Consider the following 24,626-nt stretch of genomic DNA (forward strand, 5'->3'; position numbering starts at 1 on the left):
GATCCACGGTCTTAAGGGGGCGGCATGGGCATCGGTGACGAAGTTCAGGAGTACTACCGCAAGCTTGTCGAGCGCACCGACGAGTTGGAGCGGGTGATCGACGAGGCGGCCAACAGCCGGCTCGCCCGAATCCTGGACCTCGACGAGGAAATTGCCACCGCCGGCGCCTTGGTGATCGGAATGTTGCGCAACCAGATCATTCCCCAGGTCAAGAAGGTCGCCGATACGGTTTCGATGTCGGACGTCCTGCGCGATCACAAGCAGGGTTGGTCGACGATCGGCTCCGGTGCGCTCAAGATGTCCGACTCGCTCGAGGACGAGGCCAACGGCATTCGCGCCCAAGTGCATTGGGCGGGTGCGGCGGCCAACGCCTACGAGGTGGCCGTGGGCAACCAACAGAAGTCGGTCGAAGGGCTCAGCACCGCCGCACAATCGATCGAGGGTTCGCTGGATGCCGTCGCCAGCGCGCTAGATGTGGCGGGTTACACGATCATCCCGGGAGTATCGGTGCTGGTCCTGTCCATCGTCGGCGCCATCGTCTCGGCCGCCACCGTGGTCGGCTTACCTGCGGCCCTGGCTTTCATCCTCACCACTGCGGCCGGATTCCTGGCCAGCGTCAGCGCCATCATCGCCGGACTGGTCACCGTGAACGATGCTCAGAGTGATCAGGCCGCCGCGCTGGAACGGGCGCTGGCCGCGCAGGGCGATTGGAAGACGCCGAACCTGGCCAGCTTCAGTAATGCCGGCGACTGGATCCCCGCATAGTTTTCTGTTCGAAACATGGTGCGGAAGAAGGATTCTCGGCTCGATGATCAACCAGTCGAGAATTTGAGCACCCGGTCGTTGAGTTCGTCGACGACGTAGAGGTGACCCGTCGTGTCCAACGCGATACTGCGTGGTCGGTTGAGTCCGGAGAGGGGCAACTCCGTTTGTGCATTGCCTCCGGGCGCCAATTTGAGCACCCGGTTGTGGCTGGAGTCCGCCACATACACCGTGCCGGCCCCGTCCACCGCAACACCGTAGGGATTGAGCAGGCCGCTGAATGGCAGATCCACCGGTTCGGCCGCTCCGGCGGGCAGCTTGAGCACCCGGTTGGCGACCGACGTCACGTACACTGCACCGGCGCCGTCCACCGCGATTCCCAGCGGCCCGTGGATATCCGGGAACGGCAACTCGGTTGCACTGCCGGCACCGGCCGGGAGCTTGAGCACGCGGTCGTAGGCGGCGACGTACAGGCTGCCTTCGGCATCCACCGCCACACCCGACGGTAGAGAAAGCTTGTTGAACGGCAACGTTGTTGGTGAACTGGCGCCGGCTGCCAATTTGAGCACCCGGTTGCCGTTGTAATCGCTGACGTAGACGGCGCCGGCGCCGTCCACCGCGACGTAGTTCGGCGTCCTGACGTCACCGAAGGGTAATTTGCTTGGACCGTTCGCACCGGCCGGCAGTTTGAGAACCTGCGGGGTGTCACCTCCGTTGGTGACGTACACCGCGCCGGAGTTGTCGACCGCCACCCCGCCGGGCTGCTCCAATGACCGGAAGGGCAGCACTTCCTGCGGACTCGCGGCCGGGTTGGCAGTTGTGCTGTGCGACTGTGGTTTTGAACTGGACGTGGTGGTTGTGGTGTTGGTGCGCGGCCCGCCGCAGGCGGTTGTGGCGGCGATCAATACCGCGAGGGCAGCCAGCACGCCGCGCCACTTCGAGGATTTACCGCCACGCTTGTCGGTGCACACCAGCACGCCCCCCGCTTGATTCCATCGATAGAAGGTCATCTTAGGCGAGCCCCACAACAATATCGGGATCGGTTGTCGAGCAGCGATATTGATGCGCATTTTCACCCGGTCCGGTGGTTAGGCTAAGGACGGGGGATGAACCGTTCCCTCTGGAAATCTGTGCGCCGCAGCAGGATACAGATGCAGACGCGGTGACGTACCCGAGGGGGCCCGGAAATGACGCACGAGGGGTACGTCGCGAATGCGTGACGAGGTCGAAATGGTGCGGACGCGGCTCGACCACAACATCGCCGATCTGAGAATCGCGATCGCGGATGCCTCGGACAGCGTCGCGGCCCGCCGCCTCGGACTCAGTGATGCGATCGCCGTTCTGGGGGAGCACCTCGTCGTGCAGGTCACTGCCTTCGCCAGCGCAATGCGGGAACTGGCGTTGGTCCCGCGCAGCGGGGGCGATGCCGTCGCGATCGCAAGCGCGCGCAGCGCCGGTGCCGCCGCTGCGGCCGCGGCGGGACTCGCGGTCACCGGCGTAGCGGTGGGCGTCGCCTCGGCGGCCACAATCCTTGCGGCTATCGCCGGGGCGATCGCCGCGGTCGGCGAGGCGTCCGCCTCGCTGTGGCGCATTCACCAGGCGCTGGCCGCTAGTTCCCACGAGACAGCCGCAACGACGCGACATCCGCCGCGATCAATTCGTCGATCCGCCCGCTGAGATCGCGGCGGCTCATCGGGGTCGCCGACCGATAGTTTGGTGCGTATATGTAGTCGCCGTCGTCACGCAGGCGCACCCACACCACCGCATCCTTGTCCTGGTCCAATCCCCAGGTGCGCGCCGGGCGGCAGTGGCTCTGGACCGTTCCGTAAGCGATCACCGCATCCTTCGATACCGACGCCGGGGCGCCCACGCCCCAGGTCGGGTCGGAGTCGGTCGTTACACGACCGCGCAGTGCTTGCGGGACGTACTCCGGGATCACGATTGCGGGCCGGGTGCCGGGGTTGGTCAGTTCGACCGTCCCGGCGATCGCCGGCCCCAGGTCGTAGGCCGACAGCGTGAACATGTCGACGACGTCATCAGCTTGCTGCTCGGCCAGGAAGCCGAGCTCGCCGGTGCGGTGGGCGAGCAGCCGGGTGCTCGCGGTATCGGCAGGGAAGTACTGCACCCGGCATTCCACTCGAATGTCCGCCTCGGCGTAGGTGGCGAACCACTTCCCGAAGACCGCCAGGTCGCCGTGCTTGAGGCGATCGGGGACCGTCCTCGCGTAGTCGCGGTACGCGCCCAGATCCGCAAATCGATGCGGCACAGTCGGAATGAGCGGAAACGGTAGAAAGTCGCGCCCCAGGTATTCGCTGATCACCCGCAGGTCCCGCACCTCGATGCGGCCCAGACGCTGCAGGCTCACGGTGTTGACGCGCACAGCACCATTGTCGCGACGGCTACGTCTTCTTCTGATCGGCGGGGGCGGGCCGGCGCGGTACATCACCGATCACCGGCACCACCCCCTCGGCTTCACCCGCTAGTTCTTCCCCGTGTTTGGGCAGCCGCAGCGCCTTGCTGGCTTTATGCGCCTTGTCCGCGGTGCTGCCGGAGTGGCCGGCCACCGGCGCGCCGGGCGCCCCTTGCCCGCCGGGCCCGCTGATCCCGGCGCGGGAAACGGGCGCTGGACTGCCGCCGACTTTGGGTGGCATGGCGGCCGGGGCCGGTGGCTTGGCGCCGACCGGCCCTCGTCCGCCCCCACCACGACCGACGCCTCCGCCGCCGGATTTGGGCGGTGCCGAACGTCCCTTGGAGCCGAGACCGAGCGGCCCGGAGTACAAGCCCGTTCCGTCTTTGCCGCCCGCCTTCGCCGCGTCCGCCGACGGTTTCGCCGCGGGATCGCCACCCTGCCCGCCGGCGCCGCCGCCCTGACCGGCACCGTCGCCGGGCACCTGGCCCGCGCCACCATCGGCCGGGACAGTTGGCGTGGACTGCCGTCCGTCCGGCTGACCGGCGGCCGGCGCCGGCGGATCCGGTGACCGTCCGGTATTGAGCCCGCCCTGCGGCAGCACTTCGGGCGCGCCGCCGCCCGATCCGGCCGGGGGGCCGCCGGCCAGCCCTGCCGGACCGGACATCGGCGGGCCCACTTCGGGTACCGCGCTGTCGACGCTGGGATGGCTTGCCGCGATCCCGTCGATCGGCCCTCGATAGACGTCCATGATGCCCAGCACGAGATCGTTCAGCTGGTTCAGCGTCTCCTTGCTCGACGGTTCGTCTGGGTGGGCGATGGCTTGGTTGTACAGCGGCAGGTATTGCTCGTAATTGCTTCTCGTCGTGGACAGGTCGTCGAAGAATGCGTCGAACAGTTGCTCCATCGTCGCCGCGTGGCTGCTCATATCGTCCAGCACTTGAAAAGATCGCTGCAGGTTCAGGTTCAGCGCATCGGCGAATTGGCCGCGGATTCCACTGCTGAGACCCGCCAGCGCTTTCTGCAGCCCGGTTTTTGCGCGGTCGATACTTGCGTTCCAATGCGAATTGGCGGGTCCGCTGCCGCTGGCACCGATAATCCCGTTGTACCCGTCGATGAAAGTACGGATCTGGTCGTGCGGAACGCTTTTGTTCTTGCACGGATGTCCAGTCGCCCGAAGCGAATCCAGGTCGTTCTTCGGCGCCTGCAAGTTCTTGTCGACCGGTTGGCCCGTTGCCGGGCCAGGGATGTTCATCGGTGGGGGCAGGGTGGTCGTGTCGGGCCGCGGCAGGACGGGGGTCGGGGTACCCGGCTGCGGGTTGGCGATCTGACCGTTCGCATCGAACACGCCGGGCGGAGCCGACGTGCGCAGGCTGTCGAAGACGCTGTTGGGGACGATCGGCGACAGCCCCGCCATGTTCAGGGCCGTCTGGACGAGTTGGGGTGGTTGCCAGTTCGGATGCGCCTGGTGGATCGCCGCTACCGCGGCTTCGAGATCCTCATAGGTGGCCAATGTCGGTGTCCGGGGGTGTCGGCAGCTCAGGAATGGGGCTGGTCGGCATTGCGGATGCTTTGACAGGCGGCAGCGGCGGTTTGGGTGAGAGCGTCGAGGTAGTGGATGTAGCTGCTGACCGCCTCGATGAATTCAGCGATGTCTTCCTCGAGGTGCTGCCGGGTGGTCGTCGCCGAGACGTAGGTGCCGACGTCCGCGCCCGACAGCCAGGCTTGCAGACCATTGGCTCCGGTGAGTTGTTGCTGCAAATCGGCTTTGGCCGCTTCGACGCGGTCCAGGAACGCCGCCGCGTGCGCGTCCTCCAGCAACAATTCGGCACCAGTGCCTGACTTCCACCCGTTCATCTGCGCCGTCAGATCCGCAAGGGTGCGATCGTCTGTGCTCATGTCGTTCCTCCCCCGAGCGCACATGCGCGACCCGAACCATCCGGTCGCGACGACCCGTTCCGTTCAGCCTAAGACACGGTTTTGCGTATTGCGCACGGATAATTGCGTGCGGTTGGACCGGCGGAGGTGGTCGGCTGACTAGCCTGGCCGTGGTGCATCGACCGGATGTGGGGGTGTGAGTGGTATCGGGTGGTGGGGCTCCCCAAGGGGGGTATCAATGGGTCGAGCCCCAGCAATCGACAGCGCCTCGACGTCGCTGGTGGTGGGTTGCGGCGGTACTGCTGACGGTGGTGGTCCTGGCCGGCGGTGCGGCCGCGTGGCGGGCGGGTTTGCTGGGCGGCAGGCACGCGGGGCGCGACGCCGCGCAACCGTGGCAGCCGCCGATCGGTACCCCGACGGATTTGTTGGTGTCGTTCCCGTTGGATCGGCAACCGGTCGCGGGCTGGCAGGTCGGCCCGACCAATGTGGGTCTGCCCGACTATGCGCCGCTGGGTGAGCTGTTCGCCGCCAGTGGCGACAAGGCCTACTTCCTGTCCCAATTCGTCGACAACTTCTGTACAACTGCGTGCCGGCCGCAGCAGGCGTGGGTCTACGGGATCGATACCAGGACCGGTGCGCGCCTGTTCGACCCGGTGCCCTTGCCCGATTACAGCTACGACGCGGAGTGTTTCGGCAACGGGCCGGCGGTGGCGGTGTGCCTGAAAACCGGTGCGCGGCTGACCACGTGGGTGATCGACCTGGCCCACGGATCGCTGCGTTTCACCGGTCCCACCGACGTGGGTTTCGCGGCCTTTCCGGGACGCCCCGAGGCGCATCCGGCGGGCACTCACCTCGGGCAGACGTGGCTGGTGGCCGCGGTCGAGGGCCAGGGCGTCTTCGGGGTCGGTTCGCACGGCGAGCGCACCTGGTCGGTCCCGGGCGATGGGTTCTTCACGCCGATGGACTACCGGGTGGCCAACGACATCCCCGCGCCGACGTTGGCGGTGTCCACCGGTGGCGATCCCAACCGGGTTTTCTCGGTGACCGACGGAGCGGACCTGACGCCGACGGCTCCGGCCGGCCTGACGCTGCATCGTGCGGTCGTCTACAACGAGGGCTTCGCCTACGCCTACCGGAATTCCCAGAGCGGCGAGACCGGCGTTCTGTTCTACGACACCAAGGGGCGGTTGGTGGCCCAGCGGCCCATGGGACGGTCCATGGTTACCTTGCTGGACAATCCGCCCATGCCGGCGGTGTCGGTCGACGGCAACATCGCGGTCTATACGGCGGCGGGCACCCCGGTGACGCAGTTCGCGGCGCCGCAACCCGTCACCGACGTCCGCACCATCGGCGCCAAAATTTACGTCGGGCTGGGCGAGCCCAGCGAACGGCGCTGGCAACAGTGGGACCTGCTGACCGGGCAGGCCGGCGCCACCTGCAGCGGTCTGGACCTGCACGGAACCTTCCCGGACGGAACGTATGTCGCCTCCGACGGCACCACGATCGTCAGCGGCATCGGCATGCTCGGCGAGCGTTATGCGGCGGTCAACATGACGACCTGCCAGACGATGTGGCAGACCCCCGATGACGTGCACGTCGCTATCTGGAAGGTCGGCACCGGCCTGTTGCAACGCGACCGCGACCGCAACACGATGATCTGGCTGCGCCCACCTGGCTAGTCTTGCCGAGTGGGTTCGGGTGATCGGCGCCTGGTCGAGGATGCCGTGACGACGCTCTTGAGCCGGGCGCCGGTGGGGTGGGCACATCTTCGGGTCGAGTTCGACCCGTCGGCCGAGGCGCCGGTCGTCGCGACGGTGACGTCACCCGCGTCGGCGCGGACGCGGTTGGACGTGCCCGCCGGGGTCCTCGACATGCTCAACGATTACCGTGCGCAGGCCGCCGCGGGCGGAACACGCTGGCGCACACTGGTGATCGACTGCCACTGCGACGGGCGGATCTCGGAGCGTACCGATGCGGCGCGCCTAGCCGGTGGGCCGCGGCGATGGCCGGTGCGGGTACTGGCGGCGGTCACCGTGGTGTGCTCGGTGGCCGCGGCGGTGGTGTTCGCCGTCGGGTGGCGATCCCCGCCACCGCCGCCGCGAGCGGCGATGATGGCGGTGCCGGCCCCGTCGCCTCGCCAGCAGCAGGCCTTCGAGGTGCTCAAGCGCTGGTATGACGCAGAGAACCGCGGCGACGGCGCGGCGTTACGGGCGCTGGCCTGCGCGAACCCCGGCAAGAACGTCGAAGACGAGATCGCAGGCGTTGAGCAGAACAGCGCGCTACAGGGAATCATTCACCTGGAGGCGGTCGTCGGGTTCCGCGACGAAGGGGAGCGGGTGTGGGGCCGGTTCATGTTGCGGGTGCACCCGATCAGCGAGCGCCAGACGCGTTTGGTGCAGGAGGCGCAACAACACGGCGGCTACTTCTCCGATGAGTACACGCTGGTGCAGGAGGGCGGCGAGTTGAAGGTGTGTGACGCCGACACGCCGCCGCTGGTGTGATCGTGACTACCGATTCGGTCGGGCCTGCCCGGGGATGGATTCGATTGGGCGCGTTGGGTTTTGCGGCCCTGGCAGCCGTCGCGGTGCTGCTGGTCGCGATCGCAGGCCGTGACCGCGGTGACGACCATGGCGGTGCCACCCTGCGGCCGATGGCGGCCAGTGAGTCGATGTCGGATGAGCAGGCCTATGCCGTGGCCGCCAACACGGTGCGGGTGTGGATGCGCGAGCGAAATGCGCGACAGCTGGCGAACGTGGAAGCCCTGTCGTGCCCAGAGCCCCGTGCGGGAGTCCTGGCCACCGAGATCGACCAGATCAAAAGCGGCGGGTTCCTGCGTCCGTTACCGGTGGATGCTGTCGCGAGATTCACCCGCAGCGGACCGGTGTGGACAGTGGACGTCTTTCGCGCGGACGGCGGGGCGTCGATGTTCACCCTGCAGGTGCGCCACGGCGACCTGCTGGTGTGCCAGATCGGCTCGGCTCCCGTCCCGTGAGCCGCTAGGGCATCACCTTGGGCGGTCGGCCCCGACGCCGCGGCGGTACGTGATACCCGCCGCGTTCCGCCAGCGCGCGCAGTCGGCGTATGGCGAATTCCCGAGGACGCCCGGACTCGGGAATCACCACGCCGGCCCACAGTCCCTCGACGTTCGGGTCCTGGCATGCTTCCCGGGCGCACAGCCAGCGTCGCGGGCATGCCTGGCACAGCGCCTTGGCCTCGTCGTCGGGCTCGCTGGTCGTCCACCGCTCGGGGTCGGCGGCACACACCGGAACGTATTCATCCAGCCGCGTGAACAGCGGCGCAGCAGCTGCGGTCATCGCCTTCCCCTCCACTTCCGGCGCCAGGGCGCCCCGATGCGACGACTTTAACCAAAGATCTGTAGCAGATGCAACAACTAAAACGTAGCAGCTACGGAAATGGGTGAACGTTTTTCTGGGGCAAGCCATAAAAGCGCAGGTCAGCAGGCCGGGCGTGGATGACGAGGAATCGGCAGGCGCACAGCGCTGCGAATCCGTGACCCGCGGTGCGCTGTTATGAACCAACAAAGATGTAGCATCAATAACCGCGGTTCGAGGAAGGCTGTAGCGGAGATGCTCAACATCCGGGGTCTGAGCGCGGGGGAGTGACGCAGTGACACCTGACCAGCCCTCGGTTCCCGCGATGGCGGTGCGACTCGGCGACGAGGTGCACACCCTGGACCCGCATGGCGGCGTCGCCGTCATCGGCCGGGACAGCTCGGCCGCCGTCCGCCTCGCGGACGAGCGCATCTCCCGGGCGCATGTGCGCCTCGAGCCCGGGCACGACGCCTGGCAGGCCATCGACACCAGCACGAACGGCATGTACCTCGACGGTGTGCGCCGCAGCTCGGTGGTGATCACCGGGCCCACCACTCTTCATCTGGGCGATCCGGAAGGCATCGAGGTCTCGCTGACGCCGGCAGCCAAGCTCGCCGAGCCGCGGGATACCTCCGGCGACGTCACCCGCGTCATCGACCTACCCGAACCCGACGAGGACCAATGGTGGGACGCCGAGGTGGACCCCGGCGTGGCACGCGCCGGGCGGGCGGTCGCCAACCGGCGCAACGAGCTTCAGATCACCCAGCGCGGCCTGGCCAAGGACAAGATCATCAATGCGGGCACGCTGATCGCGTTCGAGAAGGGGCGCAGCTGGCCGCGCCGGGCGACACTCGCCAAGCTCGAGGAGGCGCTGCAATGGCCTCCCGGCACCATCGCCCGAATCCGCAGCGGAACCCCGGCCGCCCCCGGTGTCACTGCGCCGCCGGCCGGCGACGAGACCACCGAGTCGCTCACCGACACCGTCCGCGCCCCATTGATGGCCGAGGCGGTCGAGCTCGCCATGCACAGCATCAGCGCGGCGATGAGTCTGCTGGGTGAGCCGTCGGATCCCAACTTCACGCCGCGCGTCACCAGCATCCTGGCCGACCTGCGCAAACTGGAAAACGTGGCGGCCAGCGCGGCGCGCAACGCCAAGGGCACGCCGTCGATCGTGCTGGCCCTGAGCAGTGTGCGCCGCGCCTACAACGACGTGATGGCACGCGCCGCGCGGTCACCGCACGCCACGTTGGGGCAGCGGCTGTACGGTGCTCGGCATCGCGCCGAGCTGAGCCTGGAGGAAGCTGCCGCCGCGGCGGGGTTGCCGGCGTCGTTTCTGGCCGACGCCGAGGCCGAGCGTCCGATTCCCGACGATGTCGCCGCCGCGATCAACACGCTGATCGCGCAGCTCTCCATCGGTTGAGCAGCAGCGACGTCACTGCGGCGCGGACGTGTGGTGCTGAGGCCTGCCGCTTTCGCCGGGCGGCGCGGCGGGTGCCACGTGCTGCCCCACCTGCGGTAGGCCGGTCGGAAGCTGGGACGACTGCGCCGGTCCCTGGTCGGCGGGGGCCGGGGCCTGCCCTCCGACGAACTCGGCGTAACTGGCCTCCTGAGGCGCCGCTGCCGGTCTCGTCTGTGCCGGCTGCGGGGCGTGCGCGGTAGCGCCGTCGTACCCGGTGTCGGCCTGCTCCGATGCCGCGTACTGCCCGTAGTACTGGGCCGCCGCCTGCGCGTATTGCTCGGCGTACGCGGCGTACCAGGCTTGTTGTTCGTCGCTCGCGCTCGGCTGGGTCAGCACCGCGCCGATTGCCGCGGCGGTCTGCAATGCGTTGAGCACGATCAGCACCCACAGCGCCCACCCGGGCTCGATGCCGTCGGGCACCACGATCCCTTGCGACAAGGCGTCCAGGAATCCGATCGTGGCAAGCACCGCAACGATTTTGGGGGCGGCCGTCTGCCGGGGGAGCAGCCCGAAGGCGGCCAGCAGCCCCGCGAGGACCGCGAAGCGAACGTCCCAGTCGATTCCGGCGGCATTGAGCATCGGACCGAAGCTGACCAGGTAGGCACCCAGGCCCAACAGCACGACCGCCAGGGTCAGGTGGCGGTGCGCCGGTTTGGCGTCACCGGGAGACCACGCCTGATCAGTCGGGTAGTAGCCCTCGTAACCGGACGGGTAGGCCATCATCACTCCTTTGTTGCTTTCTCAGTCCCGGGCTCTAGTCTCGGGCTCTAGTCTCGGGCTCTAGTCGGAGGCGGCGAAGGATGCTTTCAGGTAGCGCATCTCTTCGTCGGTGGCGACCATCGTGATCACCGACGACCCGGTTCGAGTGCTGACCTTTACGGTGTCGGTGTCCACGTCGAGCGATTGCAGCGCGACGTCGGCGTTTGCCGTGACGGCCGATTGCGGGGGCAGCACCACAATGGTGGTCACCCCGACGCGGACCGCCTGCTCGGGCACTCCGTCGAACATCTCGACCGAGTAGTTGCGGTCCGCTCCGGCCTGCATGGACCCCCGGTTGAAGTCCGAGACCCACAGCAGGTCGTGGTCGTCCACCTCGTCCACCATGGTGCGCCATTTCGCCGGGCGTCGGCTGTGCACCAGGACGTGCGCACCCAGCGCCAGCGAACGCAACACCACCTGCTGCGCAAGGTGCAGTGTCCCGGCGATCTCCACTCGTCGGATCTGGGGGCCGAACAGGCTCAGTGCGACCGCACGGCCGTGGTCGTCGGCGCCGACCACCTGGCCGCAGCCCGAAGCCGGCACCTTCAGCTGTTCAAAGTCCTTGTCGGCGTTGGTGGTTGCGGTCGAATAAGCCCACTTGTCGACCCGCCGCGGCGGCGTCGGCACCGGCAGGCTTGCGGCGAGCGCGGAGTATTGCAGGCCCCGCAGATGGGTGAGGCCGCGCAGCTGGATGCGGGCCCGGCCATGGGTGTCGAACCGCGCCAACCCACGCACCTGGACCGGCCCGCGGGGACGGTCGCGGCGCAACGACAGAGACATGGTGGTGGAGTAGCTGGGAATGGTCCACAGCAGACCGAGCCCGGCCGTGGTGAGCATGCGCGGTTTGACGGCGAAACTGCGCAGCCGGAACCGGCCCTCACGGCAGGTGCGCCACGTCTCCTCAACGGTGCTCAGATCCACCCCGTCGGTCAATTGATTTGTGGCCTGGCCGATTTCGCTGGCCGTCAGCACGCGGGTGCGCAGGCCGCCCTCGGTCAACCGGTTGGCCACCCGCCGCGTCGCCGTGGTGGCCGCCCGCAGAATCCCATTGCGCCCGCCGCCACGTCGGCGCACCGCGTCCGCGCACCTGGACGGGTCGAATCGGATGGCGATCCACACGTTGCGCTGGGCGATCGCGGGCAGCGGGCCCAGGACCGCGTCGTAGACCGCCGCCACCTGGCTGTGCCCTTGTGAGCGCGCACCCTGGGACAGGATGTCGATCGAGTCCAGGGTGATGTCGAATTGCTGCAGGCAATCAACCAACGCCTGAACCGGCACGGTTTCGCCGGAGACCGTCATGCCCGGCTCCATGATCGTCATGGCCTGCGGGTTCTCTTCGATCTTCAGCAGCGACATCAAAGTGCCGCCGTCCCAACGGAATCCGATCAGGTTGCCGTCAGACATCGGCACGTCGAACGGCTCGGCCGGAACGATCTTGCGGGCCCGTCTCCGGCGCTGCCACCAGAAACCGGTCCGCAGCCCGATCAACCGCGGCAGCGTCGTGCCACGGAAGCGCACCACCAACACGCACGCGATCGCGAGCCCAACAATGCCACCCTGCCAGCCGGGGAATCCCAGGATGGGCGCGGCCACCACACCCGCGGCGACCAGCAGTTGTGACACCAGCAGGTCGGCGAGCGGCAACAGTCGCTGGGCGCCGATCTCGATCGTCGACCGCAGCTGGTTGGGCTCCGATGACGCGCCCCTGGCCGGGGGCGTCGCGGTACGACGCGGCACACTGAAATCCTATTCACGGGGGCGCAGGAATTACCGCGCCTTTGTCTGGTGGCGCTGTTATACGCTACCCAGGCGCGGTGCTTCACCGGCGCTGATGGGGGTGATTCATGCCCGCGCAAGTCACAACTCGCGCGCAAGTCAACGGCTACCGGTTCCTGATCCGCCGGCTCGAGCACGCGCTGATCCGCGCCGACTCGCGGATGATCCATGACCCGATGCGTGGTCAGATGCGGTCGCTGCTCGTCGGCCTGGTGATCGCCGTCCTGATCACCGGTGCGGCCGGTGTGCTCGCGTTCTTCAAGCCCTCGCCGAACATCGGCAACGCGCAGATTCTGCTCAGTACCTCCAACGGTGGCCTCTACGTGCGCATCGGTGACCGGCTGCATCCGGTGCTGAATCTGGCCTCAGCGCGGTTGATCACCGGGAAACCCGATGCGCCGAAGTCGGTCAGCGACAAGTGGCTCAATCAGCTGCCCCGCGGGGCGATGGTCGGGATCATCGGCGCTCCCAACAGCATTCGCGGCGGCGCCGACATGCGTGCGTCGCGGTGGACGGTGTGTGACGACGTGCAGACACCGGATGTGGCCCGCAGCGTCGGGACCGCCAGCGTGCAGACGACCATCGTCGCGGATGGGCTCACCCTCGGCGACGACATCCGCGCAGCCGCCGACGCTCAGATGCTGCTGGTCCGGTCCGGCGACGCCGTCTATCTGATCTTCGACGGTGTGCGTGCGTTGATCGACCCCCGGGACTCGGCGGTCATCAACGCATTGCACCTGCAGGATGCGCAGACCCGCCCGATCTCGACCGCACTGCTCAACGCGTTTCCACTGGTGCCGCCGGTCCGCTCGGTGACCATCGACGCCGCCGGGGCCACCAACCCGATCTTCTCGGCGTATCCGGTGGGATCGATCGTGAAGACCGTCGACTCACGCGGCGAGCAGCAGTACGTGGTGCTGCCCACCGGGCTGCAGCCGGTCTCGTCGGCCGCCGCGGACATCATCCGCTACAGCAACCCGAACGACGTCGCCTCGGGCGCGCGCGAGGTTTCGCCGTCACTGGTAAGCCGGGTTCCGATCGTGCACACGCTGCCGATCGACCACTACCCGAGGGTGTCGCCGCAGGTCGTCAATCCCGAACCGGACCGTGTGGTGTGTATGGCTTGGGAACGCGCGAACACCGCCGCCCAGGCAACGGTTCGCTTGCTGGTCGGTCACCGCCTGCCCATTCCGGCCGGAGCGCAACCGGTCGCGCTGGCGACCGGCGACGGCAACGGCCCCGGCGTCGATTCGGTTTACCTCAAGCCGGGCACCGGCGAGTACGTCCAGAGCACCGGCGCCGAGTCGGACAGCCGGGCCATGGGCCAGCTGTTCTATGTCTCGGACGCCGGAATCCGTTACCACATCAAGGATCTGCCCACCGCGGCTGCGCTGGGTGTGACCGGTGTCCCCGAGCCCCGCGGTGACGCGGAGGTTCCGCAACTGGCGCCCTGGCCGGTCGTCTCGCTGTTGCCCGCGGGACCGGAGCTGTCCCAGGAGGCGGCGCTGGTCGCCCATGACGGCATGGCCGCCGACCCGCGCGGGTCGAAGGTCGAACAGCCCAGGTCCTGACGCGTCAGATCCGGAGCTCGCGAAACAGCGCGTACAGCCGGATAATCCAGCAGCACAGCGGGAAGATCAGCACGATGGCGAGATATTCCAGGATCTCGACCTGCCGGCGCATCACCGGGGAGAACTCCAACCGCGGGGCGATGATCCCGCAGGCGATCACCAGCACCATCAGCACGACGAGGGCCAGCGCCGCGGGGAATTCCCAGTCGTCCAAGCCGACCGCCATTTTCAGGATCGACAGCAGCGCGATCGAGAGCCCGCCGGCGACCAGGGTGGCCGACTGCACCAGGTCGTGATGGCTGCGGCCGCGCAGGCACAGCACCGTGGCCACCGCGGCCGCGAAAACCGTGCCCTGCCAATAGAAGCGGCCACTCACGTCGACCGCGAGATAGCAGCCGGCCGTTGCGGTGACGGCGGCAGCGGTCAGGATGCCGGTGAGGTACTGGCTGGCCCGGCGAACCCGGACCGTCATGCCTTCTTCGGTGGGGATCACCTGCTTGCCTACCGCGTTGACACCCTCGACGGTGGTTCCGCCCTGGGTTTCGATGTCGTCGAGTGGTTCCCCCGCCGTCGGTACCCGGGGAACCGGCAGCTTGGCCAACAGGATCGTCACCCGGGGCGACAGGTAGACCACGATCACCGAGACCGTCGCCAGGACCGCGCCGATGGCGCGTGGCGGCGGACTCCACAGCAGGTCGACGACGGCGGCCGCGCCGCCGATCACGCCCAGCGCGATCACCGCGGTGTGCAGCGCCCGGCCGCGGCCGGTGACCAGCAGGATCAACAGCGATGACAGGCCGGTCAGCGCGAACGCCATGGGCAGTGACTTGGCGCCGAAGGCGTCCGGCACCACGTAGAGGGCGCCGCTGAACAGCAGCGGAATGGCCGCTGCCGCCAGCCACTCGGAACGACGAGCCCCCGACGAACGATGAGCGATCACGCACGCTGCGATGACGGCGAGGATCCCGATGCCCAGCGCTGTTGCGGGCACGTAAGTCTGGGTTGTTCTGCGCGGCAGCAGCAAAGCGATCGCCAGGGTCGCGGCCAGCGCCACCCCGAAGCAGGTGAACAGCCGCGCGTCGCGGGAAAGCCAAGTGGGAGAAGGGTTCTCGTCCGCCTCCTCGATGTCGTCGAACAACATCGGGCGTAGCGGCTGGTCGATCGCGCGGATGGCCAGCAGGTCCCCGTCAAACACATTGGCTTCGCTCAGCGAACGGCTGGGGTCGATCGGCTCATCACCCAGCCGCGCCAGGGTCCATTTCCCCTCGGTGGTGTCGAAGGCGACTTCCTCGTGTCCCGGGTGTGTCGCGATTTGCTCGTTGGCGATGTCGATGACGTCGTCGATGAACGTGGCAATGCTGGTGTTGGCCGGAAGCCCGACGTCGAGCCGCAGGTCACCCACCGCCAGCGTGACCCGGCTGAGCGTCGGCTCGGCCTCGGATTCGGCGTCTAATTCAGACAGCGACGGCGGTAGAGTCATCGCTATCGGCCTCCTGCAGGTTTGTGTCATTCGCTGGTGACATTACCCAGGCATTCAGGGCCAATTAGTCGCCTGTTTGGAGTTCGGGGGATGACCGGTTGAGTACGCAGGGTTTTGTGCGCCGACTGCGGGTGTCGCCGCCGCGCATGCCGGGCGGTGAGGTCAACCTGCAGCCGCCGCCCGAGGTGCCCCGGGTGATCCCGGGCAACCTGCTGATGAGGCTGCTGCCGTTCGTGATGATCGTTGCGGTAATCGGGATGATCGCGCTGATGGTCACCGTCGGCGGCCGGGATCTGATGAAGAACCCGATGTTCCTGATCTTCCCGATGATGATGGTCATGTCGATGGCGGGCATGTTCATGGGCGGTGGCGCCCGCTCCGGCAAGGCGGCCGCCGAACTCAACGAGGAACGTAAGGACTACTTCAGCTATCTGGCCAACCTGCGCGACGACGCCGACCTGACCGGCGAGGGGCAGCGCGCGGCCCTGGAATGGAGCCACCCGGACCCGCGGGCGTTGGCCGACGTGGTCGGCACCCGCCGCATGTGGGAACGCCGCCCCAGCGACAACGACTTCTGTCATGTGCGGGTGGGCATCGGCACCCACCGGCTGGCCACCCGGCTGCTGGCGCCGGAGACCGGCCCGCCCGAGGACCTCGAACCGGTGTCGACGGTGGCGCTACGGCGGTTCGTCAAGACGCATTCGGTGGTGCACGCGCTGCCGACCGCGGTGTCGCTGCGGGCGTTCCCCGCGATCACCTTCGAGGGCGACCGAAAGCTGGCGCGCCAGCTGGTCCGGTCCATGGTCCTCGAGCTGTGTGCGTTCCACGGGCCGGATCACGTGCAGGTCGCCGTGGTCACCGCCAACCCGGACGGGGAGAACTGGAGTTGGGTGAAGTGGTTGCCGCACGCACAGCACGCCACGGTCCGCGACGGCATGGGTTCGCTGCGCCTGCTGTTCCCGGGCCTGGAGTTGCTGGAGCAGTCGCTGGCCGCGGACCTGGCGGAGCGGGGGCGGTTCAGCCGCAACGCCGAACCGGCCAAGGGCCTCAAACAGCTCGTGGTGGTGCTCGACGACGGCTACGTCACCGGGACGGAACGTCTGGTGACCGATGCGGGTTTGGACAGCGTGACGCTGCTGGACCTCAACGGGTCCGAGTCGGCGGCCACCCGGCGCGGGCTGCAGCTGGTCGTCGAAAGTGACGCCGATGGAGAGCACGTCGGCGCGCGCACCGCGGTCGGCGTCGAGCGGTTCGCGACGCCGGACACCATCACCGTCGCCGAGGCCGAGGCGACCGCCCGCCGCATCGGTCGTTACCGCTTGGCGAGCGCCGCGCACATCGTCAGCCTGGAGGCCGATTCCCGTGCCACCGACCCGGGGCTGATGACCCTGTTGAAGATTCCCGACGCCGCCGAGATCGTCCCCGAACAGGTGTGGCGGAAACGCTCACCGCGGGAACGGCTGCGGGTGCCGATCGGGTACACGCCCAACGGGCAACCGCTCGAGCTGGACATCAAGGAATCCGCCGAGGCGGGCATGGGCCCGCACGGATTGTGTATCGGCGCCACCGGGTCGGGAAAATCGGAATTCCTGCGCACCCTGGTGTTGTCGATGGTCACCTCGCACTCGCCCGACGTGCTGAACATGGTGCTGGTCGACTTCAAAGGCGGCGCAACATTTCTCGGTCTCGAAGGGGTGCCGCATATCGCGGCGATCATCACCAACCTGGAAGACGAGTTGATTCTGGTCGACCGCATGCGCGACGCGCTGGCCGGGGAGCTGAACCGGCGCCAGGAGCTGCTGCGATCGGCGGGCAACTTCCCCAACGTCAACGAGTACGAACGCGCCCGGGCCAACGGCGCGGACCTGGCCCCACTGCCCGCGTTGTTCATCATCGTCGACGAGTTCTCCGAATTGCTCTCGCAAAAGCCCGATTTCGCGGAGTTGTTCGTGATGATCGGTCGGCTGGGCAGGTCGCTGCACGTGCATCTGCTGCTGGCGTCACAGCGGCTCGAGGAAGGCAAGCTGCGGGGTCTGGATTCGCACCTGTCCTACCGGATCGGGCTCAAGACCTTCTCGGCCGGCGAATCGCGCAGTGTGCTGGGGGTGCCCGATGCATACCACCTGCCCAGCGTCCCCGGGTCGGCATTCTTGAAGTGCGATGCGGGCGAGCCGATCCGGTTCAACACCTGCTATGTCTCCGGGGAGTATGTCCGGCCGCGCCGCGCCGCGCAAAGTGGCCGCAGACAGCCGGGCGCACTGGCACCGAAGCTGTTCACCGCGACCCCGGTCAAGAAGGACGCCGTTCCCGTCGCTCCCGCGGTGGACCAACTCGCCGAATCCGCCCACGGGGTGCCGTCCACTCCGACCAAGACGACGTTGCTCGACGTGGTGGTGTCGCGACTCCGGGGTCACGGTCGGCCGGCCCACGAGGTGTGGTTGCCGCCGCTGGACGAGAGTCCCGCCGTCAACCAGCTACTGCCGGACGTGAACTGGTCGGCGCCGTCCAATCTCGACGGCCGGTTGTGGATGCCGATGGGTGTGGTGGACCGCCCCTACGACCAGCGTCGCGACGTCCTGATCGTGGACCTGTCGGCGGCGCAGGGCAACGTCGCGGTGGTCGGCGGCCCCCAGTCGGGCAAGTCCACCGCACTGCGCACACTGATCATGTCCGCGGCCGCCACCCACACTCCCGAGCAGGTGCAGTTCTTCTGCCTGGACTTCGGTGGCGGCACGCTGGCCAGCCTGGCCAACCTGCCGCACGTCGGCGGGGTGGCCGGCCGCATGGATGCCGATGCGATCCGCCGGACCGTGGCGGAAGTGTCGGGGGTGCTGCGGTCCCGGGAGGTGCGCTTCCGCGATCTGGGCATCGAATCGATGCGCGACTTCCGGGCCCGCAAAGCGCACCTGGCCACCCTGCCCCCCGAGGTGGCGGCCAAGGATCCGTTGAGCCAGGACAAGTTCGGTGACCTGTTCCTGGTGATCGACGGCTGGGCCTCGATCCGCAGTGACTTCGAGATGCTCGAACCGGCGCTGAATTCGCTGGCGATTCAGGGCCTTTCGTACGGAGTGCACCTGGTGATCTCGGCTTCACGCTGGATGGAGATCCGCGCCGCCGTCAAGGACATGCTGGGCACCCGCATCGAGCTGAAGCTCGGTGACGCGCTGGACAGCGACGTGGGCCGCAAGTTCAACGAACTGGTACCGGTCGGTCGCCCCGGTCGCGGGATCAGCCATGAGCGGCTGCACATCCTGATCGCGCTGCCGCGCTTGGATTCCAGTTCGACGGTCGAGGACCTGCCGGAAGGTGTTGCGGCCGCGGTCAACTCGGTACGCGCGCAGTACGGCAACCGGCAGGCGCCGCGGGTCCGGATGCTGCCGCACAATGTCGATCGCAATGCGGTGGTCCGGGTGGCGCGTAACGCCGGGATGCTGAACAGATCACGGGTGGCCATCGGCATCAACGAGGCCGAATTGGTGCCCGTGGTATTGGATTTCGAGGCTCAACCGCATCTGGTGGCGTTCGGTGACGGGGAATGCGGCAAGACCGGCTTGCTGCGCAACATCGCGGCCGGATTGATGGAGAACACCACAGCCGAGGAATGCAAGATCGTCCTGGTCGACTATCGCCGCTCCATGCTGGGCGTGGTGGCCAACGACTATCTGGGCGGATACGCCACCGCCTCGCAGTCTTGTGCGGAGTTGATGACGGCGCTCGCCGCAACCCTGCGGGATCGGCTACCACCCAGCGACGTCACCCAGCAGCAGCTCAAAGACCGGTCGTGGTGGTCCGGACCGGACATCTACGTGATGATCGACGACTACGACCTGATCGCGGGGGGTTCGATGAGCAGCCCGTTGAGTCCGCTGGTCGAATTCCTGCCCCAGGCACGCGACGTGGGCCTGCGGGTGATCGTCACGCGTCGCATCGGCGGCGCGGGCCGGGCCATGATGGATCAGTTCATCGGACGGCTCAAGGATCTCTCGTGCAACGGACTGGTGATGAGCGGGACGAAAGACGAAGGGGCACTGTTCGGTTACAAGGCCACGGAGATGCCGCCGGGTCGCGGCATGCTGGTGTCCCGGACCGCCAAGAGCGGCGTGATCCAGCTGTCGCGGATGGCAGACCTATGACCGGGGTCAACGAACTGCGTCGGGTTCGGGTGATCCCGGCGGCGCCCGAGCACATCCAGGTGTCGGTCTTCGGTGGCCGCACCCAGCTGGATATCGCTCTGCCGCTGGACATTCCGGTATCGAGTTTCGTCCCGGACCTGGCGCGGCTGGTGCGGTCCCGGGATAACGAGCGAGGCGAGGCGAGCGGCAAGGATGAGCGGCGGACATTCTGGGTGCTCAGCCGCTTCGCCGACGACACGGTGTTGCCGCCCGACCGGACACTGCGTGAGGCGGGGGTGGCCAACGGTGAACTGTTGCGGTTGACGTCGCAGCGGGCGTTGTCACCGCCCACGTTGTACGACGATGTGGTGGACGCCGTCGGGCGGTTGAACAAGGCCGCCTACGCCGCCTGGGACGCGGTTTCGGCGCGCTGGATGGCGTTCGCGGGAGTTCACCTGATAGCGCTGGCCCTGGTCTACTGCGTGGTCGGTCGGGTGGCCGCGGCCAACCACTATGTGATTGTCGGGTTGGCCGGTGCGGTGGTGTTTGCGCTCGTCGGTGGGGCCACCATGGCACACCGCTCGTACGGGCTCGACGACGTCGCCGCCGCACTTGGCTGGGCAGCGGTTCCACTCACGGCCGGAGTCGCTTTGGCGGTCCTGGGCCGGTACGGCCAGTATGGCCTGGCCGCCGCGTGCCTGACCGTGCTGGTCTCGTGCGCGGTCTACGGCCGGGTGGTCGGTGCGGGACGCTGGGCCTACCTGGCCGGTGTCGTGCTGTTCGGCCTGGTCGGCGCCGCGATGCTGGCCAGGGCGCTGCACGTGCGCGCCGACATCGTGTTCGTCGTCGCGACGGTGGGGGTGCTGCTTGCCTGCCTGCTGGTGCCGCGTCTGACGGTCCGGCTGGGCCGGTTCGAGACACCGACCGTCGTCGTCGAAAACAACCGTGAGGACTGGGATTTCGAGAATCCGTTCGAGCCGGGCGGATCGAGTAAGAAGCGGGACGGGGACTCGGGCACTGCAATGCCCACCGCCGAAGAGGTTTGGACCAAAGCAAAGCGGGCGGCAATCACCCGCGCGGCGCTGTTGTTCGGATTGGCTGGCGCCGCAACGGTCTACGTGACGCTGCTTTCGCACGACCGCGCCGTACTGGATTGGCCGGTTTTCGTGTTTGCCCTGGCGTGTGCGGGGGTGCTGGCGCTGCGCAGCCGAAACTACGACACCTGGTTCGAGCGTGGCGCGGTGGCGGTTCCAGCCATCGCCGTCCTGGTGGTTGTCTGCATGGCGGCGCAGCAGGGTCGGGGGCCGATGCCGGTGGTGGCGCTCGGCGTGCTGTTGGCGGTCGCAGTGGGCGCGGCGCTGGCCGGGCTGAGCGGGTCCGCCGGTGCCCGACCGCGTCGGTGGGGGACGTTGTTGTCCTACCTGGACTACGTGGCGGTCGGCTCGCTGATCCCGCTGGCGCTGTGGGTGGTGGGCGTCTACCAGCGGTTGGGATTCTGATGCGGGTGTGGCGGCGCACGGGAGCGCTGGTCGTGGCGGTGTTGTTGGCGGCGCTGAACCCCGCACCGGCCTGGGCGATCCGCCCGCCGGTTGTGGAACCGGGACCGCCACCGAACGGCCCGCTGGGTCCGGTCGAACCGACCGATCTCAAGGCGATCTGCGGCGTCCCCACCGGCGTGCTTCCGGGGACCGATTTCACCCTGCAGCCCAGCGCCGAAGCCATGCTCAATTTCTCCGACGCGTGGCGATTCTCCCGCGGGGCCGGACAGAAGGTCGCAGTGATCGACACCGGGGTGAACCGGCATCCGCGGTTGCCGTCGCTCGAGGGCGGCGGCGATTACGTGTCGAATACCGACGGCCTGCAGGACTGCGACGCGCACGGAACCCTGGTGGCAGGACTCATCGCCGGCGCGCCCAGTCCCGCGGACGGTTTCTCGGGCGTGGCCCCCGAGGCGACCATCCTGTCGATCCGGCAGAACAGCACCGTCTACGGCGTCAAGGAGGGCGGGTCAGGCCAAACCAGCGACCCGAATGCCACCTCGCCGGGCTACGGGAACACGTTGACCCTGGCCTACGCGATCACCCGCGCGGTCAGCCTGGGCGCGACCGTGATCAACCTGTCCGAGGTGGCCTGCAGCCCGGTCGGGGCGGGCCTCGACGACGTTGCGCTGGGCCGGGCCGTTCGCTACGCCTTCGAGAACAACGTCGTGGTCGTGGCCGCGGCGGGCAACTTCAACAGCCAGGGCTTGTGCAAAACGCAGAACGCCATGCCCGACCCGAACATGCCGTTGCAGAGCGGGTGGGACTCGGTGCGGACCATCGCCAGCCCCGCCTGGTTCGACGACTACGTGCTGACCGTGGGCGCGTTGACGACCTCGGGTGAGCCGGCCGACTTCAGCCTGCGCGGACCGTGGGTGGGCGTCGCCGCGCCGGGCGAACGGATCGTCTCGCTGGATTCTGCCGGGCCTGGCCTGGTCAATGCCGTGCTGAGTCAGCAAGGTCTGGCACCGATCAACGGGACCAGCTTCGCTGCGCCGTTCGTGTCCGGTGTGGTGGCGCTGGTCAGGTCCCGTTTCCCCGAGCTGAATGCCGCGCAGGTGATCGACCTGATCAAACGGACCGCCCACACGCCCGGCGCGGGTCCCAACGAAGCTACCGGGTACGGCGTGGTGGACCCGATCGCGGCGTTGACCTACCGGCTGCCGCCGGCCAACCAGGCGCCGAACCCGGACGCGGCAAAACCGATCGCGGGACGCCCCGTTCTCGATCCGGGCAGTCAGCGGGCCCGCGTCATCGTGCTGGGAGTGACATCGCTGTGCGTGATGGCGGCCGGGGTGGCTGCGGCCGTTGCTGCGGCCAGAAGCCGCCGGCGTGCGCGGCCGTCGGCGCAGGAGCCGCGATCTGCGGATTAAGGGTGTGCCGCTACGTAGGATTGGACAAGGCAACCCACGGTGGTGAAAGGGGGGACGACATTGGCCAAACAGCCGCCGAAGCAGACGCCTGCCGAGGACGAACGCGGGTCGATGGCGCGTCCGCCCTGGTTGCCGGGTGAGAAAAAGCGGCGCCGCGTCCATCTTGGTCGCGGCAAGCGGGCGGACACCGACCAGGAGATCGGTGACGAGGGTGCTCCCGACCGGGTCGCCAACGGCCCCGGGCCAGTGACAGACGAAGACGCCACCGTCGTGGCCCCGGCGCCGCAGCAGGCAACGCCAACGCCCCCGACCGACGCTCCCGACGAGGCTCGACCAAAACGCGTCGCGGTGCCGTTCGACCGGATCAGGCGGCTGCAGCAACTCGATGCCGAGCCGCCCCCGGCGCCTGGACCGCGAACAGCCCCGCCGCCCTTCCCGCCGCCGCGCATTGCCCCGCCTCCGGCGGCGGAGCCGCCGTCGGTGGCAGCGGAGCCGGAGGTGCCGCAAGCGCGCGAGTGGAGCTTTGAACCTGCAACGGAACCCGCATCAACCCCGTCAGACCTCGAAACTCAGCCGGAATCGCCGTCGACTTCGGATGAGTCGATTGCGTCACCGATTGATGATGAGCCCGAGCCCGAATCACCGGCTCGCGCGGCGCTGGATCCGTTGTCGCCCGACTGGGTGGTACCGCCGGCCGACGTACCGGAGCTGGACTGGAGCTATGAGGTGCTACCGACTTCGGTAGCGTCCGATTCCGTCTCGCCGGAGTGGATTCCGCCGCCGATTGAGCTACCTCGCTCGGGCGCCGAGTCGGAGTCCGTGGAGGTTTCGACCGCGCGGGACTGGAGCTTCGAGCTTCCATCGGAGCCGTCGCCGACGTCGCCGGCGGCGGAAGCTGTTTCGCCCGACTGGACTGAACCGTCGCTGGTAGGCGAAGTCGAGCCGACCGCCGAGTCGGAGCCCGTCGAGGTTTCGACTGCGCGGGATTTGAGCTTTGAGCTTCCATCGGGGCCGTCGCCGACTTTGTCAGCGGCGGAACCCGATTCGCCCGAGTGGACTGAACCATCGCCGGTAGACGAAGTCGAGCCGACTGCGGAGTCGGAGCCCGTGGAGGTTTCGACTGTGCACGATTGGAGCTTTGAGGTCCCGCCGCAACCACCGGCAGTTGAGGAGGTTGAGCCGGTCTCGGAAGCGGAGCCCGTTGCGGCTGACTACCCCGAGCCGGTGGCTGAGCCGGAACCTCTCGTGGCGGAGCCGGAGCCGTCGCCGATTGCAACGCCATCGCACGTCGAGGCTGAGCCGGCAGCGGAGTCGGAGCCTGCCGAGGTTTCGATGACGCAGGATTGGAGCTTTGAGCTTCCGGCGGACCCGCCGCCGATAGCACCACCGGCGGTTGACGAGGCTGAGCCGGCCTTGGAAGCGGAACCCGTTATGGCCGACGACCCCGAACCGGTTGGTGAGTCGGAACCCGTTGTGGCTGAGGCAGAACCGCCCGAAGCCGGGTCGGAGCAAGAGCTCGGGCCCGGTGAGTTCGATGAGATCGAGGCCCGTGCCGCGGCCCTCCTCGAGCAGATGGCCGCCAAGAGAGCACAGGTCTCGGCGCCACCGGAACCGACGGAGGTCCAATCGATATCGGTTGACCAGTCGGATGCTTTCGACGAACCGGACGCTGAGGCGCCGAACTGGTTGTCCGCAGATTTCGTCAGCGAAGTGCAAGAGCCGGTCGATCCTGCGGCGGTAGTCGAGGCGGTAGGCGACGACGAACCCGCGGAAGCCGCCGCCGTCCCGGTCGAAGATTCGCCGACGCGTGAGGTTCCGGACGGCATTGCCGACGTGCCGGACGGCATTGCCGATGTGCCGGACGGTGCTGCCGAAGCCGAGGACGAAACGAAGGTCGCGCCGGTCCGTCGTCCGGCGCCCCCGCCGTGGCAGACGCCAAGCCCGATCATGTCCGCGGAGATCGAAGAGGTGGCGGTCGACCCGCCGGCGCAGTCACCGCCAGCTGCCCCCGAGCATCACGAAACACGCGCGCCACAAAGCGATCCGCCGCCGCCAAGCCACCCACCGACGCCGCAATTCCGCCCCCCGCGACCACCCGGCGGGGTACCGCCGGCCGCGCCCGTGCCGCCTGCGGCACCGGGTGTCGCCCCGTTCGCCCCTGCAGCACCAGCCACTCCGT

The 24,626-nt window shown here is 68.0% G+C and carries 18 protein-coding genes and 1 pseudogene; 11 read left to right on the top strand and 8 right to left on the bottom strand.

The features are described from left to right. Window positions 1-24 precede the first annotated feature (24 nt). Complete coding sequence (locus tag A9X01_RS25105; protein ID WP_065123308.1) at window positions 25-765, top strand: hypothetical protein; 741 nt, start codon at window positions 25-27, stop codon at window positions 763-765. 47 nt (window positions 766-812) lie between these two features. Here A9X01_RS25105 and A9X01_RS25110 read toward each other — a convergent pair whose 3' ends face one another. Next, window positions 813-1,772 carry an NHL repeat-containing protein gene (locus tag A9X01_RS25110; protein ID WP_065123309.1) on the bottom strand — a complete coding sequence of 320 codons (960 nt, stop codon included), beginning with the start codon at window positions 1,770-1,772 and terminating at the stop codon, window positions 813-815. Window positions 1,773-1,974: 202 nt separating this feature from the next. Between A9X01_RS25110 and A9X01_RS30190 the strand changes: the two genes are divergently transcribed. Then, the gene (locus A9X01_RS30190; protein WP_155772276.1) at window positions 1,975-2,439 is read left to right on the top strand and encodes a hypothetical protein; all 465 of its coding nucleotides are present in this window, start codon (window positions 1,975-1,977) and stop codon (window positions 2,437-2,439) included. On the opposite strand, the gene A9X01_RS25115 is transcribed toward A9X01_RS30190, so the two are convergent. From A9X01_RS25115 to A9X01_RS25125, 3 genes are read right to left on the bottom strand one after another with little or no spacing between them, the layout of a single operon-like run. Beyond that, complete coding sequence (locus A9X01_RS25115; RefSeq protein WP_065123310.1) at window positions 2,372-3,142, bottom strand: ESX secretion-associated protein EspG; 771 nt, start codon at window positions 3,140-3,142, stop codon at window positions 2,372-2,374. The genes A9X01_RS30190 and A9X01_RS25115 overlap by 68 nt on opposite strands. A gap of 19 nt (window positions 3,143-3,161) precedes the next feature. Next, on the bottom strand, window positions 3,162-4,682 hold the full coding sequence (locus A9X01_RS25120) for a hypothetical protein (protein WP_065123311.1): 1,521 nt from the start codon (window positions 4,680-4,682) through the stop codon (window positions 3,162-3,164). Window positions 4,683-4,708: 26 nt separating this feature from the next. Further along, the gene (locus A9X01_RS25125; RefSeq protein ID WP_065123312.1) at window positions 4,709-5,068 is read right to left on the bottom strand and encodes a hypothetical protein; all 360 of its coding nucleotides are present in this window, start codon (window positions 5,066-5,068) and stop codon (window positions 4,709-4,711) included. 287 nt (window positions 5,069-5,355) lie between these two features. On the opposite strand from A9X01_RS25125, the gene A9X01_RS25130 reads away from it, so the two are divergent. The 3 genes from A9X01_RS25130 to A9X01_RS25140 are packed head-to-tail and all read left to right on the top strand — an operon-like array spanning window position 5,356 to window position 8,039. Next, window positions 5,356-6,726 (top strand): 9-bladed beta-propeller domain-containing protein, encoded by a 1,371-nt coding sequence (locus tag A9X01_RS25130; RefSeq protein WP_065123313.1) that lies wholly within the window; start codon window positions 5,356-5,358, stop codon window positions 6,724-6,726. Between the two features lie 9 nt (window positions 6,727-6,735). After that, on the top strand, window positions 6,736-7,548 hold the full coding sequence (locus A9X01_RS25135) for a hypothetical protein (protein WP_065123314.1): 813 nt from the start codon (window positions 6,736-6,738) through the stop codon (window positions 7,546-7,548). Window positions 7,549-7,550: 2 nt separating this feature from the next. After that, window positions 7,551-8,039 carry a hypothetical protein gene (locus tag A9X01_RS25140; RefSeq protein WP_155772277.1) on the top strand — a complete coding sequence of 163 codons (489 nt, stop codon included), beginning with the start codon at window positions 7,551-7,553 and terminating at the stop codon, window positions 8,037-8,039. A 4-nt stretch (window positions 8,040-8,043) separates the two neighbouring features. On the opposite strand, the gene A9X01_RS25145 is transcribed toward A9X01_RS25140, so the two are convergent. Beyond that, a complete protein-coding gene (locus A9X01_RS25145) occupies window positions 8,044-8,361 on the bottom strand; it encodes a WhiB family transcriptional regulator (protein ID WP_065123325.1) in 318 nt (105 codons plus the stop codon). Window positions 8,362-8,674: 313 nt separating this feature from the next. Here A9X01_RS25145 and A9X01_RS25150 point away from each other — a divergent pair, with 313 nt between their 5' ends. After that, window positions 8,675-9,799: an FHA domain-containing protein gene (locus tag A9X01_RS25150; RefSeq protein WP_155772278.1), complete on the top strand. Its 1,125-nt coding sequence runs from the start codon at window positions 8,675-8,677 to the stop codon at window positions 9,797-9,799. Between the two features lie 12 nt (window positions 9,800-9,811). On the opposite strand, the gene A9X01_RS25155 is transcribed toward A9X01_RS25150, so the two are convergent. Next, complete coding sequence (locus A9X01_RS25155) at window positions 9,812-10,558, bottom strand: DUF5336 domain-containing protein (protein WP_065123316.1); 747 nt, start codon at window positions 10,556-10,558, stop codon at window positions 9,812-9,814. Between the two features lie 60 nt (window positions 10,559-10,618). After that, window positions 10,619-12,334 (bottom strand): type VII secretion protein EccE, encoded by a 1,716-nt coding sequence (gene eccE / locus A9X01_RS25160; RefSeq protein ID WP_065123317.1) that lies wholly within the window; start codon window positions 12,332-12,334, stop codon window positions 10,619-10,621. A 107-nt stretch (window positions 12,335-12,441) separates the two neighbouring features. On the opposite strand from eccE, the gene eccB reads away from it, so the two are divergent. Beyond that, window positions 12,442-13,944, top strand: a complete 1,503-nt coding sequence (gene eccB, locus A9X01_RS25165) for a type VII secretion protein EccB (RefSeq protein ID WP_065123318.1) — start codon at window positions 12,442-12,444, stop codon at window positions 13,942-13,944. 4 nt (window positions 13,945-13,948) lie between these two features. On the opposite strand, the gene eccD (A9X01_RS25170) is transcribed toward eccB, so the two are convergent. Then, entirely contained in the window at window positions 13,949-15,424 is a 1,476-nt protein-coding gene (eccD, locus tag A9X01_RS25170) for a type VII secretion integral membrane protein EccD (protein ID WP_065123319.1), read from the bottom strand. Window positions 15,425-15,522: 98 nt separating this feature from the next. Here eccD (A9X01_RS25170) and eccCa point away from each other — a divergent pair, with 98 nt between their 5' ends. The 4 genes and pseudogenes from eccCa to A9X01_RS25190 all read left to right on the top strand — a co-directional run. After that, complete coding sequence (eccCa, locus tag A9X01_RS25175; RefSeq protein ID WP_065123320.1) at window positions 15,523-19,557, top strand: type VII secretion protein EccCa; 4,035 nt, start codon at window positions 15,523-15,525, stop codon at window positions 19,555-19,557. Further along, window positions 19,554-21,035: a type VII secretion integral membrane protein EccD gene (gene eccD / locus A9X01_RS25180; protein WP_065123321.1), complete on the top strand. Its 1,482-nt coding sequence runs from the start codon at window positions 19,554-19,556 to the stop codon at window positions 21,033-21,035. Before eccCa ends, eccD (A9X01_RS25180) begins: the two co-directional genes overlap by 4 nt. Continuing rightward, the gene (gene mycP, locus A9X01_RS25185) at window positions 21,035-22,447 is read left to right on the top strand and encodes a type VII secretion-associated serine protease mycosin (RefSeq protein WP_065123322.1); all 1,413 of its coding nucleotides are present in this window, start codon (window positions 21,035-21,037) and stop codon (window positions 22,445-22,447) included. Before eccD (A9X01_RS25180) ends, mycP begins: the two co-directional genes overlap by 1 nt. A gap of 60 nt (window positions 22,448-22,507) precedes the next feature. Then, window positions 22,508-24,626 (top strand): annotated as a pseudogene (locus A9X01_RS25190) (hypothetical protein); the annotation flags it as partial.

Source organism: Mycobacterium asiaticum (genome assembly GCF_001668675.1).
Taxonomy (GTDB): domain Bacteria; phylum Actinomycetota; class Actinomycetes; order Mycobacteriales; family Mycobacteriaceae; genus Mycobacterium; species Mycobacterium asiaticum_D.

Bases quoted from the DNA above. Each gene is read 5' to 3' on its own strand.
- A9X01_RS25105 (WP_065123308.1), top strand. From the start codon at position 25: ATGGGCATCGGTGACGAAGTTCAGGAGTACTACCGCAAGCTTGTCGAG.
- eccD (WP_065123319.1), bottom strand. From the start codon at position 15,424: ATGACTCTACCGCCGTCGCTGTCTGAATTAGACGCCGAATCCGAGGCC.
- A9X01_RS25125 (WP_065123312.1), bottom strand. From the start codon at position 5,068: ATGAGCACAGACGATCGCACCCTTGCGGATCTGACGGCGCAGATGAAC.
- A9X01_RS25155 (WP_065123316.1), bottom strand. From the start codon at position 10,558: ATGGCCTACCCGTCCGGTTACGAGGGCTACTACCCGACTGATCAGGCG.
- eccB (WP_065123318.1), top strand. From the start codon at position 12,442: ATGCCCGCGCAAGTCACAACTCGCGCGCAAGTCAACGGCTACCGGTTC.
- eccD (WP_065123321.1), top strand. From the start codon at position 19,554: ATGACCGGGGTCAACGAACTGCGTCGGGTTCGGGTGATCCCGGCGGCG.
- A9X01_RS25145 (WP_065123325.1), bottom strand. From the start codon at position 8,361: ATGACCGCAGCTGCTGCGCCGCTGTTCACGCGGCTGGATGAATACGTT.
- mycP (WP_065123322.1), top strand. From the start codon at position 21,035: ATGCGGGTGTGGCGGCGCACGGGAGCGCTGGTCGTGGCGGTGTTGTTG.
- A9X01_RS25110 (WP_065123309.1), bottom strand. From the start codon at position 1,772: ATGACCTTCTATCGATGGAATCAAGCGGGGGGCGTGCTGGTGTGCACC.
- A9X01_RS30190 (WP_155772276.1), top strand. From the start codon at position 1,975: ATGCGTGACGAGGTCGAAATGGTGCGGACGCGGCTCGACCACAACATC.